A 13,936-nucleotide genomic window follows, 5' to 3' on the forward strand; every position below is an offset into this window, starting at 1 on the left:
AACACGAAACGGGCTAATCACCCTAGTGCCGCAACGAAGTGGGCCGTTGCGGAGTTCCTTCGCATCAGTCGTCTTCGGGGAATCGACCCTCGTCGAGGTCCTTCATCAACCGGTCAAGACGCCTTGCCGCATCAGCGAGATCGTGTTTGGCCGCGGCCGTGACGACCAGCAGCTTCCGGGTCAGCGCCATCCTTACGCCCTCCGGGACTTGCAGTGTGCGCACCCTTGCGTGTGCTTCTTTCAACCGGTCCGCGACGATCTCGTAGAGCTCGAGTTGACTGTCGCCTTCCATACACAGATTGTGCCATCTGGGGCGAGTTGTCGCCTCACTGGCCCTCAACGACAACTGCGCCCCCTGCCGTGGTGGCAGGGGGCGCAGTGGCGAAGCGGTGTGGGATAAGTGCTGCTCAGGCCTGAATCGTGCGTGGTTTGAAGGCCGGCCGGGAGGCTTCGTAGGCCGCGATGTCCCCTTCGTTCTGAAGGGTGAGGGAGATGTCGTCCAGACCCTCCAGCAGTCGCCAGCGCGCGTTCTCGTCGAGCTCGAACTCAGCGGTGACGGAGTCGGCTCGGACCTCGCGGGCCACCAAGTCCACGGTGATCTCGACCGTCGGGTCCGCCTCGGTCAGCTGCCAGAGCCGCTCGACGGTCTCCTGCGGCAGAACGACGGTCAGCAGACCGTTCTTGAGCGAGTTGCCGCGGAAGATGTCGGCGAAGCGCGAGGAGATGACGGTCTTGAAGCCGTAATTCTGCAGGGCCCAGACCGCGTGCTCGCGTGATGAGCCGGTGCCGAAGTCCGGACCCGCCACCAGGACCGTGGCGCCCTTGCGCTCGGGGCGGTTGAGGATGAACGCGTCGTCCTTGCGCCAGGCCTCGAAAAGCCCGTCCTCGAATCCGTCGCGGGTGACCTTCTTCAGCCAGTGGGCCGGGATGATCTGGTCGGTGTCGACGTTGCTGCGGCGCAGCGGGACGGCCCGCCCGGTGTGCGTGGTGAAAGCTTCCATGGGTTATCGCGCTCCAGCAGGCGTACGGGCGTCGGCGTCGGACAGGTCGGCGGGCGAGGCCAGATGGCCCAGCACCGCGGTGGCGGCGGCGACCTGGGGCGAGACCAGGTGGGTACGGCCGCCCTTGCCCTGCCTGCCCTCGAAGTTGCGGTTGGACGTGGACGCGGAACGCTCGCCAGGGGCCAGTTGGTCGGGGTTCATGCCCAGGCACATCGAGCAGCCCGCGTGCCGCCATTCGGCGCCGGCCTCGGTGAAGACCTTGTTCAGGCCCTCCTCGACGGCCTGCAGGGCGACCCGTACCGAGCCGGGGACGACCAACATCCGCACGCCGTCGGCGACCTTGCGGCCGTCCAGGATCTCGGCGGCGGCACGCAGGTCCTCGATGCGGCCGTTGGTGCACGAACCTACGAAGACGGTGTCCACGTTGATGTCGCGCAGCGCCTGTCCGGCGGTCAACCCCATGTACTCCAGGGCCTTTTCGGCCGCCAGCCGCTCCGAAGCGTCCTCGTACGAGGCCGGATCGGGGACGTTCGCCGACAGCGGCGCGCCCTGACCGGGGTTCGTACCCCAGGTGACGAACGGCGACAGTTCGGAGGCGTTGATGAAGACCTCGGCGTCGAAGACCGCGTCGTCGTCGGTGCGCAGCGTCTGCCAGTACGCGACGGCGGCGTCCCAGTCCGCACCCTCCGGGGCGTGGTCGCGGCCCTGCAGGTAGTCGAAGGTGGTCCGGTCGGGGGCGATCATGCCCGCGCGGGCACCGGCCTCGATCGACATGTTGCAGATGGTCATCCGGGCTTCCATCGACAGCTTCTCGATGGCAGAGCCGCGGTACTCCAGGATGTAGCCCTGGCCGCCGCCGGTACCGATCCTCGCGATGATCGCCAGGATCAGGTCCTTGGCGGTGACGCCGTCCGGCAGCTCGCCCTCGACGGTGATCGCCATGGTCTTCGGGCGGGCCAGGGGCAGCGTCTGGGTAGCCAGGACGTGCTCGACCTGGCTGGTGCCGATGCCGAAGGCCAGGGCACCGAAGGCGCCGTGCGTGGACGTGTGACTGTCACCGCAGACGACGGTGGTGCCGGGCTGGGTCAGTCCGAGCTGCGGTCCCACCACGTGGACGACGCCCTGCTCGACATCGCCCAGCGGGTGGAGGCGTACGCCGAAGTCGGCGCAGTTCTTGCGCAGCGTCTCCAACTGCGCACGGGAGACCGGGTCCGCGATCGGCTTGTCGATGTCGAGGGTGGGGGTGTTGTGATCCTCGGTGGCGATGGTGAGGTCGAGGCGCCGCACCTGGCGGCCGTTCTGCCGCAGGCCGTCGAAGGCCTGGGGGCTGGTGACCTCGTGCAGCAGGTGCAGATCGATGAAGAGGAGGTCGGGCTCGCCTTCGGCGCGCCGGACGACATGGTCGTCCCAGACCTTCTCCGCGAGTGTCCTACCCATCGCTTTCCCTCCGGCCGGCATCTTGTGCCGGCGCAACTAGAGATGTGGTGCGCCCTCGCCCGGTCCCCACGTGCCGGACTTCGGCCGCGAACCCGTTGGTACGCGGGCTCGCAACTCCAGACTGACGGGTTCCGGGAAAAATTGAACTTGCGTTTCACACTGTGAGACGTGAATATCGTTGCATGGACAACTCTAGCGGCGTCGGCGTTCTCGACAAGGCAGCTCTGGTTTTGAGCGCTCTGGAGTCCGGTCCGGCCACCCTCGCCGGGCTGGTCGCGGCGACAGGGCTCGCGCGACCCACGGCACATCGCCTGGCCGTGGCACTGGAACACCACCGGATGGTGGCGAGGGACATGCAGGGCCGCTTCATCCTCGGCCCGCGGCTGGCCGAGCTCGCCGCCGCGGCGGGCGAGGACCGGCTGCTGGCCACGGCGGGGCCGGTACTCACGCATCTGCGTGACGTCACGGGCGAGAGCGCGCAGCTCTATCGCCGGCAAGGTGACATGCGGATCTGCGTGGCGGCGGCGGAACGGCTGTCCGGACTCCGGGACACCGTGCCGGTCGGCTCCACACTGCCGATGAAGGCCGGTTCCGCGGCCCAGATCCTGATGGCCTGGGAGGAGCCGGAGCGGCTGCACCGGGGCCTGCAGGGGGCACGCTTCACGGCGACGGCCCTGTCGGGTGTACGGCGCCGGGGCTGGGCGCAGTCGATCGGCGAGCGCGAGCCGGGCGTGGCCTCGGTCTCCGCTCCCGTACGCGGGCCCTCGAACCGTGTGGTGGCAGCCGTATCGGTCTCCGGGCCGATCGAGCGCCTGACCCGCCACCCGGGCCGGATGCACGCCCAGGCGGTCATCGACGCGGCCGCACGCCTCTCGGAGGCCCTGCGCCGCTCGGGCTGAGCGGATGGCGCCGGACCGGGGGGCCGCACCCCGACAGCCGCCGCGCGGACGCGACCGCGCGGCGGGCCAGGTCGCACGGGCTCCGGCTTTCCCGTGGACTGCCGTGGGCTACGAAGCGAGCCGGTCGGCCGCGCGATCGCCGCGCCTGCCCACCGGAGTGACGCCGGTGGCCTCCCCCAGGCCGAACTCCGGCATGTTGACGTAGACGCTCTCGTACGAGCCCGACGGCACGACATAGGTCTCGTGCCAGAACCCGACATCGCCCTTTCCGTTGCGCATCCGGCGATTGAAGGCGGCCCAGGCGGGGCGGTGCTGCTTGTCCTGCGCCGAGGCGTACGCCAGCAGCTTGTCCTTCGAGTCCCAGTACTGGACGACGTACAGCAGCCGCGGCCCGCCCAGCAGCGCCCGGAAGCCGATCAGCCCGCCACCCTTTTCCTGTGACAGCTCTTTCAGCATCCGCGGCATCGCCGTGAACACCGGCCACCAGGTTCGAAGAGCTCGGAACCTGTTGATCCGCATCCCGATGAGGAAAACGGTCACCTCGCCCTCCGCCGCCGCGGTCATCCGCCCCTCAATTGGCTTGCCGGTCATGACGGTCCCCCTTGCATCGACAGTTGGATAGTGTCGCTATCCATGATTGGATAGTGCCACTCTCCAATGAAGGGCGCAAGCGATGCGACTGGCGGAGCTCAGCGAACGCAGCGGGATCTCCACCGCCACGATCAAGTACTACCTGCGTGAACGGCTGCTCAGGCCGGGCAGACGGGTCAGCGCGACGCAGGCCGAGTACGACGAAAGTCATCTGCGCCGACTCCGGCTGGTACGCGCGCTGATACAGGTCGGCGGGATGCCGGTGGCCACCGCACGGGAGGTGCTGGCGGCCGTCGAGGACGATTCCCTCGACCACCACATGCGGCTGGGCGCCGCTGTCTGGGCGCTCCCGGCCGAGCCCCAGCCGGCCGAGCCGGACGCCGTGGACGACGCCGCACGCCGGGCTGCCGACGCCCTGCTGCGGCGCCTCGGCTGGACATACGGCTGTGAGGTGGGGGCCCTCTCCCCCGCGTACCGAATGCTGGTCGCCGCGATTGCCGGGCTGTCCCGGACCGGGTACCCGTGCGACGTGGAACAACTGCTGCCGTACGCGAAGCTGGCCGGCCAACTCGCGGTCACCGACCTGGACATGGTCGAGCAGTACGAGACGCCGGAGGAGCAGGTGGAGGCGGCGGTGGCCCTGACCGTCCTCTACGAGCCGGTACTGCTCAGCCTGCGCCGGCTCGCCGAGGCCGAGGAGTCCAACAGGCGGTTCGGCAGCGGTGGTTGAAAGCGAGAAGGCCCTCCGCGATGCGGAGGGCCTTCTCGGTGCGTACCCCCGACCGGATTCGAACCGGCGCTACCGCCTTGAGAGGGCGGCGTGCTAGGCCGCTACACAACGGGGGCGTGCTTGATGGCAGATCGAACGATCTCGACTGCGCTGGGCTACCAGGACTCGAACCTAGACTAAATGAACCAGAATCACTCGTGCTGCCAATTACACCATAGCCCATGGTGGTTTAGACCAGTACCCCCGACCGGATTCGAACCGGCGCTACCGCCTTGAGAGGGCGGCGTGCTAGGCCGCTACACAACGGGGGCCCTAGCGATCCTGCATCGCGATCAACGGGTGCGACCCTGGGTGATCACGCGGGAAGGATCTGTACCCCCGACCGGATTCGAACCGGCGCTACTGCCTTGAGAGGGCAGCGTGCTAGGCCGCTACACAACGGGGGCTCGTACAGAAGATGTCCTGCGATGTTCTGCGCTGGGCTACCAGGACTCGAACCTAGACTAACTGAACCAGAATCAGTCGTGCTGCCAATTACACCATAGCCCACCAAAACGCAACCCCCCTGAGGGGGTTTGTTTGGTTTGCGCTTCCCGGTCCGGCCTCTCGGCCTGCTCGGGCGGCGCAGGAAGAACATTACCCGATGGCGGACGGCGCTCCAAAACGGGTATAGCCGTGCAGCAGGGCCGGGAGCTGGTCCAGGGCCGTGATCCGGTGCACTCCGGGAGGGACGGGCTGCGAGGTGCGGGAACGGTCGAGCCAGACACCCGTCAGCCCCGCGTCCCGGGCCCCGCACGCATCGATGTCGATCTTGTCACCGACGTAGGCGATGTCACACGGCGGCAGCCCCAGCGCCTGGCAGGCGGCGAGGAAGGCCCCGGCGGCCGGCTTGCTGACGCCGAGGTCCTCGGCGCAGAGCAGCACCTCGAAGCGGTCGCGCAGTCCCAGGGTGCGCAGCTTGTGGTCCTGATTGGCGGTGCTGGAGTTGGACAGCACGCCGTGCCGGTAACGGGGCGTGAGGATGTCGAGTACGGGCAGCACGTCCGGAAAGATCGCCCAGGCGGCACGGTAGTGGGTGATGTACCGGTCGAACCACTCGTCGGCCTCGGCATCGCTCAGCGACGCCCCGCCGAGAAAGTCCCGGACCCGGTCACGCCGCTGCTGCTGAAAGCTGACGCCTCCGGCGGCGAAGCGGGCCCAGTGGAGCTCGGTGAGCTCCCGCCAGACGGCGAGGGCCTCACCCACGGATTCGTATCCGTCGGCCAAGCCCTCGGCGGTGAGATGGCTCTGCATACCGGTGGTGTCGGCGCCGGCGTAGTCGAAGAGGGTGTCGTCGATGTCCCAGAGGACCGCGCGAATCGGCATGGTGTGAAGTTACTCCGTCGTGCGGCGAGCCCGGGGGAATCGCACGGGGACCGCGGGCACAGAAGATGATCTCCTTAGTCGCCCTGGCAGTCGGGGAAGGACTCGGCGCAGGCCCGGCATGGATGCTGAACGGTTCGCACCCCAGCAGCGGCCACCGACAACGCCGCAGGGGCGGCAGCCTGTGCGGCTGCCGCCCCTGCGGTGTACGGAGGAGCAGTTACGCGGCGGCGAGCTTCTCCAGTGCCGCGTCGATGCGCGACAGCGTGCGCTCGCGGCCCAGCACCTCCAGCGACTCGAACAGCGGCAGTCCGACCGTGCGGCCGGTGACCGCGACGCGCACCGGGGCCTGGGCCTTACCGAGCTTCAGACCGTGCTCCTCGCCGGCCGCGAGGACCGCGTTCTTCAGGGCCTCGGCGTTCCAGTCCGCGTCCCCCAGCTTGGCGCGGGCCGTGCGCAGCAGGGCGTCGGAGCCCTCCTTCATCGCCTTCGCCCAGGACGCCTCGTCCTCGACCGGCTCGTCGAGGAAGAGGAAGTCCACGTTGGCCGTGATGTCGGAGAGGACCGTCAGACGGGTCTGCGCGTGCGGGGCGATCTCCTCGAACGCCGCCCGGTCGAAGGCCTCCGGCCGCCACGGGGCGTGCGGGGCCTTCAGCCACGGGCCGCAGGCCTCGATGAAGTCCTTCACGTCCATCTCACGCAGGTGCGTGGCGTTGATGTACTCGCACTTCTTGAGGTCGAAGCGCGCCGGGTTGGCATTGACGTCGGAGATGTCGAACGTGGCGACCATCTCCTCCATGGAGAAGATGTCGCGGTCCTCGGAGAGGGACCAGCCCAGCAGCGACAGGTAGTTGAGGAGGCCCTCCGGGAGGAAGCCGCGCTCCCGGTAGAGGTTCAGCGACGCCTCCGGGTCACGCTTGGAGAGCTTCTTGTTGCCCTCGCCCATGACGTACGGCAGGTGACCGAACTGCGGGGTGGTGCCGTTGCCGACGCCGATCTCCGCGAGCGCCTTGTAGAGCGCGATCTGCCGTGGGGTGGAGGACAGCAGGTCCTCGCCGCGGAGCACGTGCGTGATCTGCATCAGCGCGTCGTCGACGGGGTTGACGAGCGTGTAGAGCGGGGCGCCGTTGGCACGGACGATGCCGAAGTCCGGGACGTTGTCCTGGGTGAAGGTGAGTTCGCCGCGAACCAGGTCGTTGAAGGTGATCGGCCCGTCGGGCATCCGGAACCGGACGATGGCCGGGCGGCCCTCCGCCTTGTACCGCGCGATGCGCTCGGCGCTGAGATTGCGGCACGTGCCGTCGTACCCGGAGGGCTTGCCGGCGGCGCGGGCCGCGTCGCGGCGGGCTTCCAGCTCGACGGCGGTGCAGTAGCACTCGTACGCGTGGCCGGCGTCCTGGAGCTTGTTCGCGACGTCCGCGTAGATGTCCATGCGCTGCGACTGGCGGTACGGGGCATGCGGGCCGCCCACCTCGGGACCCTCGTCCCAGTCGAGGCCGAGCCAGCGCAGCGAGTCGAGCAGCTGGTTGTACGACTCCTCGGAGTCGCGCGCCGCGTCGGTGTCCTCGATACGGAAGACCAGGGTGCCGCCGTGGTGGCGGGCGAACGCCCAGTTGAAGAGGGCGGTGCGGACCAGACCCACGTGCGGGTTGCCGGTCGGCGAGGGACAGAAACGTACGCGGACGGGTCCGTTAGCCACGCTTGATCACCTTGTTGGTGAGAGTGCCGATGCCTTCGATGGTGACGGCGACCTCGTCGCCGACGTTGAGGGGGCCGACCCCTGCCGGGGTGCCCGTGAGGATGACGTCGCCGGGGAGCAGCGTCATGGCCTCGGTGATGTGGACGATCAGGTCCTCGATGGAGCGGACCATCTCGCTCGTCCGGCCGAGCTGGCGTTGTTCACCGTTGACCGTGCACTGGATGGCGAGGTCGCTCGGGTCGAGGTCGGTCTCCACCCAGGGGCCCAGTGGGCAGGCGCTGTCGAAGCCCTTGGCACGGGCCCACTGCTTCTCGCGCTTCTGGACGTCGCGAGCGGTGACGTCGTTGGCGCAGGTGTAGCCGAGGATGACGTCCTTGACGCGCTCGCGCGGGACCTCGCGGCACATCCGGCCGATGACGACGGCCAGCTCGGCCTCGTGCTGGAGGTCGTCGGAGAAGGACGGATACGCGATGGGGTCGCCGGGGCCGGTCACCGAGGTGGACGGCTTGAAGAAGGCGATCGGAACGTCGGGGACCTCGTTCCCGAGCTCCGCCGCGTGCTCGGCGTAGTTGCGGCCGATGGCCACGACCTTGCTGGGCAGCACGGGCGGCAGCAGCCTGACCTTGCTCAGCGGAACCTTCGTACCGGAGAGCTCGAATTCGCCGAACGGGATGCCCTTGATGATGTCGAGGACGAGATCGTCGGGGGATTGGCCCTCGACCGCGCCGAAGGCGACATTGCCGTCGATGGAGAACCTGGCGATGCGCACGGGATGCTGTCGCCCCTCACTTGCTGGCTGACTGGAGACTGACGCTCCAGGCTAACGCGGGGGCGGGCTGAGGCCGTGCGCCATGCGTGCCGGTCAGGCGGTGGGTGCGTCCATCAGGATGGTGCGGCGCGGGTTGGCGGTCTGGGCGGGGAGGTCGGCGGAGTGCTCCGGCTGCTCCACCACGGTCTGCAGTTCGGCGGCGTCGTCGAGGTGCGCCAGCGTCGTGCGCCGGGGGTTGGCTATGTTGCGGAACATCATCGTCGTCTTCATGTGCCGTACGGACCCTGTCGGTTGCGGGCGTCGCGGAGACGCCGGTTGTCGGATGTGCCATCCCTGTAAAGCGTCAGGCTAAACACCCAGTTACCCGCCGACGGCGCCAACTGACAACGATCTGTATGTGAGTTTGCTCACGAGCTGACCGGCATTACGGGCATAACGGTCGGACAACTCGGCACCAGGAAACGGACATTGCGCCATTGAAGGCAGTATTCCGCTCCTGATCATCGCGACTGGGACACCCCGCCCCCGTAAGCGATTGGCTAACAGAAGTCCGATATCGGCAGAATCATTATGCACGTCTTGTAGCGCAGCCATTACATGGTGTCACCCAGGTCACAGCCTGGTGCTGGGACCTTGTTGGAGATCCGGCACTGTGCTGGAATTCCTCGGACCGCCGCGGGTTTCAGCCGGCGCGCAGGGGCGCAACGCAGCGCCAGAGCGGCGGTAAGAAGGGGAGACGCGCCGGTCACCGACGACCACCATGGGGCCGTTAGTGCCCCACGACTCGACACCGTCCCGCCGTTACGCGGAGGGACGCCTGGTCCAGAGGTTGCGACGCTAGTGCAGGGACGTTTCAAGAGGGATGGCAGCGCTGCGGCGGAGCAGGAGCCGCGCGGCGGGACCGACCGTGGCTCCTCGCCCCAGCACGCCCAGAACCAGGGGCCGGCGACGGTCAAGGACGGAAGCGGAGGCCCGCGCCCGGGTGCCAAGGGCGGTGAACCCCCGGCCGCGCCCAAGGCGAAGGCCAGGGCGAAGTCGCCCAGTGGGCCGGGCTCGCGAATAGCCCTGCAGAACTGGCGCATCAGCACCCGGCTGGTGTCACTGCTGGCACTTCCGGTGGTCGCGGCGACCTCGCTCGGCGGGCTCCGTATCAACGAGTCGATGAACGACATCGACCAGCTGGAGCACATGCAGCTGCTGACCAACATGACCAAGCAGGCGACCGCGCTCGCTGCCGCGCTCCAGGAGGAGCGCGACAAAACCGCGGGTCCCCTGAGCGCGGCTCCCGAGGCGCCGAACGGCACGGTCGACGGCGTCCGCGAGAAGACGGACAAGGCCGTGCAGGCGTTCAGCGGCGCGACCGCCGAGGTCAAGAACACCGAGAACGACGAGACGCTCGAAAGCATCCGCGGCAACGTGGTCCAGATCGCGCGCCAGCTCAGCACTCTCGAGGAAATCCGCAAGGACGCCTACAAGTCCACCTCCCAGCCGACGATCAGCAAGTACAGCCAGCTGATCACCTCGCTGCTCAGCCTCTCGCAGGACATGGCCCAGGCGACCAGCAACCCGGAGATGATCCAGCGGACGCGTGCCCTGGCGGCGTTCTCCTCCGCCAAGGAGTACGCGTCGATCCAGCGCGCGGTCATCGCGGCGGCTCTCCCGCGCAGCGGTATCACCAAGCTCAACGAGAACGACCGGCTCTACGGTCTGGACAACTTCCAGAACGAGGACAAGGCCCGCCAGATCTTCGAAGTCGCCTACCAGGGCAAGGCCGAGGAACTGACGGCCCCGCTGACCGACGGCAACACCGAGATCGCGGGCGCCGACAAGTACGCGAAGCGCGTACTGAGCAATCCCGGCCAGATCGAGAAGGAGACGTCCTACACGTCCTGGCTGGACTGGTACGACGCGGACGACAACAAGATCCAGGCCATGAAGACCATCGAGCTCACCCTGCTCGAGGACATGGAGCAGAAGGCCCGCGAGCTGCGGAACGAGTCCGAGCGCGAAGCCTTCATCAACGGTGCGCTGATCCTGCTCGTCCTCGGTGTCTCGCTCGTCGGCGCCTTCGTCGTGGCCCGCTCCATGATCCGGTCGCTGCGCCGCCTGCAGGACACCGCCACCAGCGTCGCCCAGGAACGCCTGCCCGAGCTGGTCAAGCAGCTCTCCGAGTCGGACCCGCAGGACGTCGACACCTCGGTCGAGTCCGTCGGTGTGCACTCCCGGGACGAGATCGGCCAGGTGGCCGCGGCCTTCGACGACGTGCACCGCGAGGCCGTCCGCCTCGCCGCCGAACAGGCGCTGCTGCGAGGCAACGTCAACGCGATGTTCACCAACCTCTCGCGCCGCAGCCAGGGTCTGATCCAGCGCCAGCTCTCGCTCATCTCCGAGCTGGAGTCGCGCGAGGCCGACCCGGACCAGCTGTCCTCGCTCTTCAAGCTCGACCACCTCGCGACCCGCATGCGCCGTAACGGCGAGAACCTCCTCGTCCTCGCGGGCGAGGAGCCGGGCCGCCGGTGGACCCGCCCCGTCCCGCTGGTCGACGTGCTCCGCGCCGCCGCCTCCGAGGTGGAGCAGTACGAGCGCATCGAACTGGCCGCGGTCCCGGCGACCGAGGTGGCCGGCCGAGTCGTCAACGACCTCGTGCACCTCCTCGCCGAGCTGCTCGAGAACGCGACCTCGTTCTCCTCGCCGCAGACCAAGGTCAAGGTCACCGGTCACGCCCTGCCCGACGGCCGGGTGCTCATCGAGATCCACGACACCGGTATCGGCCTCTCGCCCGAGGACCTAGCGGCGATCAACGAGCGGCTCGCCTCTCCGCCCACCGTTGACGTCTCGGTCTCGCGCCGCATGGGTCTGTTCGTGGTCGGCCGCCTGTCCCTGCGGCACGGCATCCGGATCCAGCTGCGCCCCTCCGACTCCGGTGGAACGACCGCACTCGTCATGCTCCCGGTCGATGTCGCCCAGGGCGGCAAGAAGGCCCCGGCCAAGCCGGGGGCCCCGGGCGGACAGCCGCCGCAGGGGGCCGGTATGGCCGCGCCGCCCGCTGCGGGCGGACGTCTCGCCGGCAACGCCGGTGCTCAGCGTGGCCAGGTTCCGGGCTCCGGTTCGCGCGCCGCACTTCCCGGCAGGGACGGTGCGCCGCGTCAGAACCAGAGCGCGGGACAGGGCGCGGGACAGGGCGGGAACGCCTTCGGTGCCGGTGGCCCGATGGGCGGCCGCGGCAACGCGGGCAGCTCGGGCACCGCACAGGGCCGTCCCGGCGCCGGCCACCAGGGCCAGGCACAGAACCCGGGCCAGGGTCAGAACCAGGGTCAGGGTGCCTTCCAGCAGCTCGGCTTCGAGCGTCCCAAGCCGGGCGGCCGGGCGGCCGCCGGCGGCGACCAGCCGCAGAAGGGCCAGCCGCAGCTGCCGCCGCGCAGCACCCCCAGGGCCGAACTGCCCGGCGGGAACCCGCAGCAGGCGCAGCGCCCGGCGACCACCAGCTGGGGCAACGACCAGACGCCGGACACCCCGCGCGGCCACGACGACCGGCAGGGTCCCGGCGCCACCGCCGAGTTCGCCCGGCCGGACTACAACGCCGCGCCGCCGCAGGGCAACAGCGCCACGGGCCAGTTCGAGCGCCCGGATGTGCGCGGTCCGGTGAACCCGGCGCCGACGGGGCAGTACCCGCGTCCGGACGCCGGCGGTCTCCAGGACCCGGCGTCGACGGCCCAGTTCGAGCGACCCGGCTTCCCGGCCCAGCGACCGGTCAACCCGACCGGTGCGTACGGGCAGCAGAACGGCCAACAGGGCGGCCGCCAGAACGGTCAGCAGAGCGGTCGGCAGGGCACTCCGAACAACCTGCGCCCGGCCGGCGGCCACACCCCGCCCGCGGCTCCGCGGCAGCCCGCAGGCAGGCTGCCGCAGGCCCACCAGCCGGAGGCGCTGCCGCCGGCCGGTCCCGGGGACGGCCGTACGCCGCTGTTCGACACGCTCGAATCCAACTGGTTCCGCGGCACGGAGGGCGAGCAGCCCGGCGCACCGCAGGCACCCGCCGTATCCCAGCAGCCGCAGCAGCCTCCGGCCCACCAGCCGGCGCCTGTTCAGCGGCGGCCGGAGCGCGGTGCCGACAATGCGAGTGGCGCCGCCTGGCGCACCTCGCCGAACGACGAACTCGTACGGCAGGCTGAGCGGGTCAGGCAGCCCGCTGCCGGCGGTGTCACCACCTCCGGTCTGCCGCGTCGGGTCCCGCGTGCGAACCTTGTCGCGGGCACGGCTCAGCAGCAGTCCGGCCAGACCGGTCCGCAGGTTTCGCGTGCGCCCGATGACGTACGCGGCCGGCTGACCAATCTCCGTCGGGGCATTCAGCAGGGTCGTCAGGCCGGTAGCGGCCCGTCGACCGGCAGTCATCACTTCGGCCCCACTCACCAGCAGGAGCGTTAGTTGAGTTCGATGAGCCAGGCGGCACAGAACCTGAACTGGTTGATCACCAACTTTGTGGACAACACCCCCGGGGTGTCCCACACAGTGGTGGTCTCCGCCGACGGACTTCTTCTGGCGATGTCCGAAGGATTTCCACGTGACCGCGCCGATCAGCTCGCGGCGGTGGCCTCCGGCCTCACCTCGCTGACGGCCGGCGCCTCCCGCATCTTCGAAGGCGGCGCGGTGGCTCAGACCGTGGTCGAGATGGAGCGCGGTTTCCTCTTCCTGATGTCCGTTTCGGACGGTTCGTCACTGGCCGTCCTCGCCCACCCCGAGTGCGACATCGGCCTGGTCGGTTACGAGATGGCCCTCCTCGTCGACCGCGCCGGCACCGTTCTCACCCCGGACCTGCGCGCCGAACTCCAGGGGAGCCTGCTCCACTAGGCCGCCACGGAGAACCTGCGCGCCCCACGCACAAGGTTTTTGCCCGAGAACACCACCGTCCGGCCGTTCACGTCCCCCCCACCGGCCTTGTCTGACGGCACGCTGACCACCTGCTGTCCCGCCCGGAGGACTCATGACCCCGCCCCCCGCCTCTCACGATTCGTACGGCGCGCATCACGCGTCGTACGACGGTGAAGGCGACCAGCCGCTGGTTCGTCCGTACGCGATGACCGGCGGCCGGACCCGGCCGCGCTACCAGCTCGCCATCGAGGCCCTGGTGAGTACCACGGCCGACCCGGCGCACCTCGCGGGGTTGCTCCCCGAGCACCAGCGGATCTGCCACCTGTGCCGTGAAGTGAAGTCGGTGGCGGAGATCTCCGCGCTGCTGTCGATGCCGTTGGGTGTGGCCCGCATTCTGGTCGCCGACCTGGCGGAGGCCGGGATGGTGGCCATTCACCAGCCGGGCAATGGAGAGGCCGGCGGCACGCCGGATGTAACGCTGCTGGAAAGGGTGCTCAGTGGACTTCGCAAGCTCTAGCGGCGGAGCGGCCCGCTCCACTACCTCCGCGAAGATCGTGGTGGCAGGGGGCTTCGGCGTGG

General features: G+C 69.1%; 13 protein-coding genes, 5 tRNA genes and 1 pseudogene. 6 read left to right on the plus strand and 13 right to left on the minus strand.

The genetic code is table 11. The features are described from left to right. Positions 1 to 64: 64 nt before the first annotated feature. The 3 genes from AB0M62_RS20835 to leuC all read right to left on the minus strand — a co-directional run bounded on the left by AB0M62_RS20835 (position 65) and on the right by leuC (position 2,438). Complete coding sequence (locus tag AB0M62_RS20835) at positions 65 to 292, minus strand: hypothetical protein (RefSeq protein ID WP_366075735.1); 228 nt, start codon at positions 290 to 292, stop codon at positions 65 to 67. Between the two features lie 115 nt (positions 293 to 407). Further along, on the minus strand, positions 408 to 1,001 hold the full coding sequence (gene leuD / locus AB0M62_RS20840; protein WP_366075737.1) for a 3-isopropylmalate dehydratase small subunit: 594 nt from the start codon (positions 999 to 1,001) through the stop codon (positions 408 to 410). 3 nt (positions 1,002 to 1,004) lie between these two features. Further along, a complete protein-coding gene (gene leuC / locus AB0M62_RS20845) occupies positions 1,005 to 2,438 on the minus strand; it encodes a 3-isopropylmalate dehydratase large subunit (RefSeq protein WP_366075739.1) in 1,434 nt (477 codons plus the stop codon). Positions 2,439 to 2,620: 182 nt separating this feature from the next. On the opposite strand from leuC, the gene ndgR reads away from it, so the two are divergent. Further along, positions 2,621 to 3,337: an IclR family transcriptional regulator NdgR gene (gene ndgR / locus AB0M62_RS20850; protein WP_037837458.1), complete on the plus strand. Its 717-nt coding sequence runs from the start codon at positions 2,621 to 2,623 to the stop codon at positions 3,335 to 3,337. Positions 3,338 to 3,445: 108 nt separating this feature from the next. On the opposite strand, the gene AB0M62_RS20855 is transcribed toward ndgR, so the two are convergent. Beyond that, the gene (locus AB0M62_RS20855; RefSeq protein WP_366075740.1) at positions 3,446 to 3,928 is read right to left on the minus strand and encodes a DUF4188 domain-containing protein; all 483 of its coding nucleotides are present in this window, start codon (positions 3,926 to 3,928) and stop codon (positions 3,446 to 3,448) included. An 82-nt stretch (positions 3,929 to 4,010) separates the two neighbouring features. On the opposite strand from AB0M62_RS20855, the gene AB0M62_RS20860 reads away from it, so the two are divergent. Next, positions 4,011 to 4,658: a MerR family transcriptional regulator gene (locus AB0M62_RS20860; protein ID WP_366075741.1), complete on the plus strand. Its 648-nt coding sequence runs from the start codon at positions 4,011 to 4,013 to the stop codon at positions 4,656 to 4,658. A gap of 43 nt (positions 4,659 to 4,701) precedes the next feature. Here the strand turns inward: AB0M62_RS20860 and AB0M62_RS20865 are convergent. The 9 genes from AB0M62_RS20865 to AB0M62_RS20905 all read right to left on the minus strand — a co-directional run bounded on the left by AB0M62_RS20865 (position 4,702) and on the right by AB0M62_RS20905 (position 8,758). Next, positions 4,702 to 4,774 (minus strand) — tRNA-Glu (locus AB0M62_RS20865). Positions 4,775 to 4,808: 34 nt separating this feature from the next. Beyond that, positions 4,809 to 4,880: transfer RNA gene (locus AB0M62_RS20870), tRNA-Gln, on the minus strand. Between the two features lie 16 nt (positions 4,881 to 4,896). Further along, positions 4,897 to 4,969, minus strand: a tRNA-Glu gene (locus AB0M62_RS20875). Positions 4,970 to 5,031: 62 nt separating this feature from the next. After that, positions 5,032 to 5,104 (minus strand) — tRNA-Glu (locus AB0M62_RS20880). A 31-nt stretch (positions 5,105 to 5,135) separates the two neighbouring features. Continuing rightward, a tRNA-Gln gene (locus AB0M62_RS20885) sits at positions 5,136 to 5,207 on the minus strand. Between the two features lie 87 nt (positions 5,208 to 5,294). Then, positions 5,295 to 6,023 (minus strand): HAD family hydrolase, encoded by a 729-nt coding sequence (locus tag AB0M62_RS20890; protein WP_366075742.1) that lies wholly within the window; start codon positions 6,021 to 6,023, stop codon positions 5,295 to 5,297. A 217-nt stretch (positions 6,024 to 6,240) separates the two neighbouring features. After that, a complete protein-coding gene (gene gltX / locus AB0M62_RS20895; protein WP_366075743.1) occupies positions 6,241 to 7,719 on the minus strand; it encodes a glutamate--tRNA ligase in 1,479 nt (492 codons plus the stop codon). Then, complete coding sequence (locus AB0M62_RS20900; protein ID WP_366075744.1) at positions 7,712 to 8,488, minus strand: fumarylacetoacetate hydrolase family protein; 777 nt, start codon at positions 8,486 to 8,488, stop codon at positions 7,712 to 7,714. Before AB0M62_RS20900 ends, gltX begins: the two co-directional genes overlap by 8 nt. A gap of 93 nt (positions 8,489 to 8,581) precedes the next feature. After that, a complete protein-coding gene (locus AB0M62_RS20905; RefSeq protein ID WP_366075745.1) occupies positions 8,582 to 8,758 on the minus strand; it encodes a hypothetical protein in 177 nt (58 codons plus the stop codon). A 570-nt stretch (positions 8,759 to 9,328) separates the two neighbouring features. Between AB0M62_RS20905 and AB0M62_RS20910 the strand changes: the two genes are divergently transcribed. From AB0M62_RS20910 to AB0M62_RS20925, 4 genes and pseudogenes are all read left to right on the plus strand, one after another. Next, positions 9,329 to 12,913 (plus strand): nitrate- and nitrite sensing domain-containing protein, encoded by a 3,585-nt coding sequence (locus AB0M62_RS20910; RefSeq protein ID WP_366075746.1) that lies wholly within the window; start codon positions 9,329 to 9,331, stop codon positions 12,911 to 12,913. Positions 12,914 to 12,922: 9 nt separating this feature from the next. Beyond that, positions 12,923 to 13,336, plus strand: coding sequence for a roadblock/LC7 domain-containing protein (locus tag AB0M62_RS20915; protein WP_366075757.1), 414 nt, complete (start codon positions 12,923 to 12,925; stop codon positions 13,334 to 13,336). A 133-nt stretch (positions 13,337 to 13,469) separates the two neighbouring features. Continuing rightward, positions 13,470 to 13,874 (plus strand): DUF742 domain-containing protein, encoded by a 405-nt coding sequence (locus tag AB0M62_RS20920; RefSeq protein WP_366075747.1) that lies wholly within the window; start codon positions 13,470 to 13,472, stop codon positions 13,872 to 13,874. Next, positions 13,855 to 13,936 (plus strand): annotated as a pseudogene (locus AB0M62_RS20925) (ATP-binding protein); the annotation flags it as partial. The gene AB0M62_RS20920 and the pseudogene AB0M62_RS20925, both read left to right, overlap by 20 nt.

Source organism: Streptomyces sp. NPDC051219 (assembly GCF_040682335.1).
Lineage (GTDB): Bacteria > Actinomycetota > Actinomycetes > Streptomycetales > Streptomycetaceae > Streptomyces.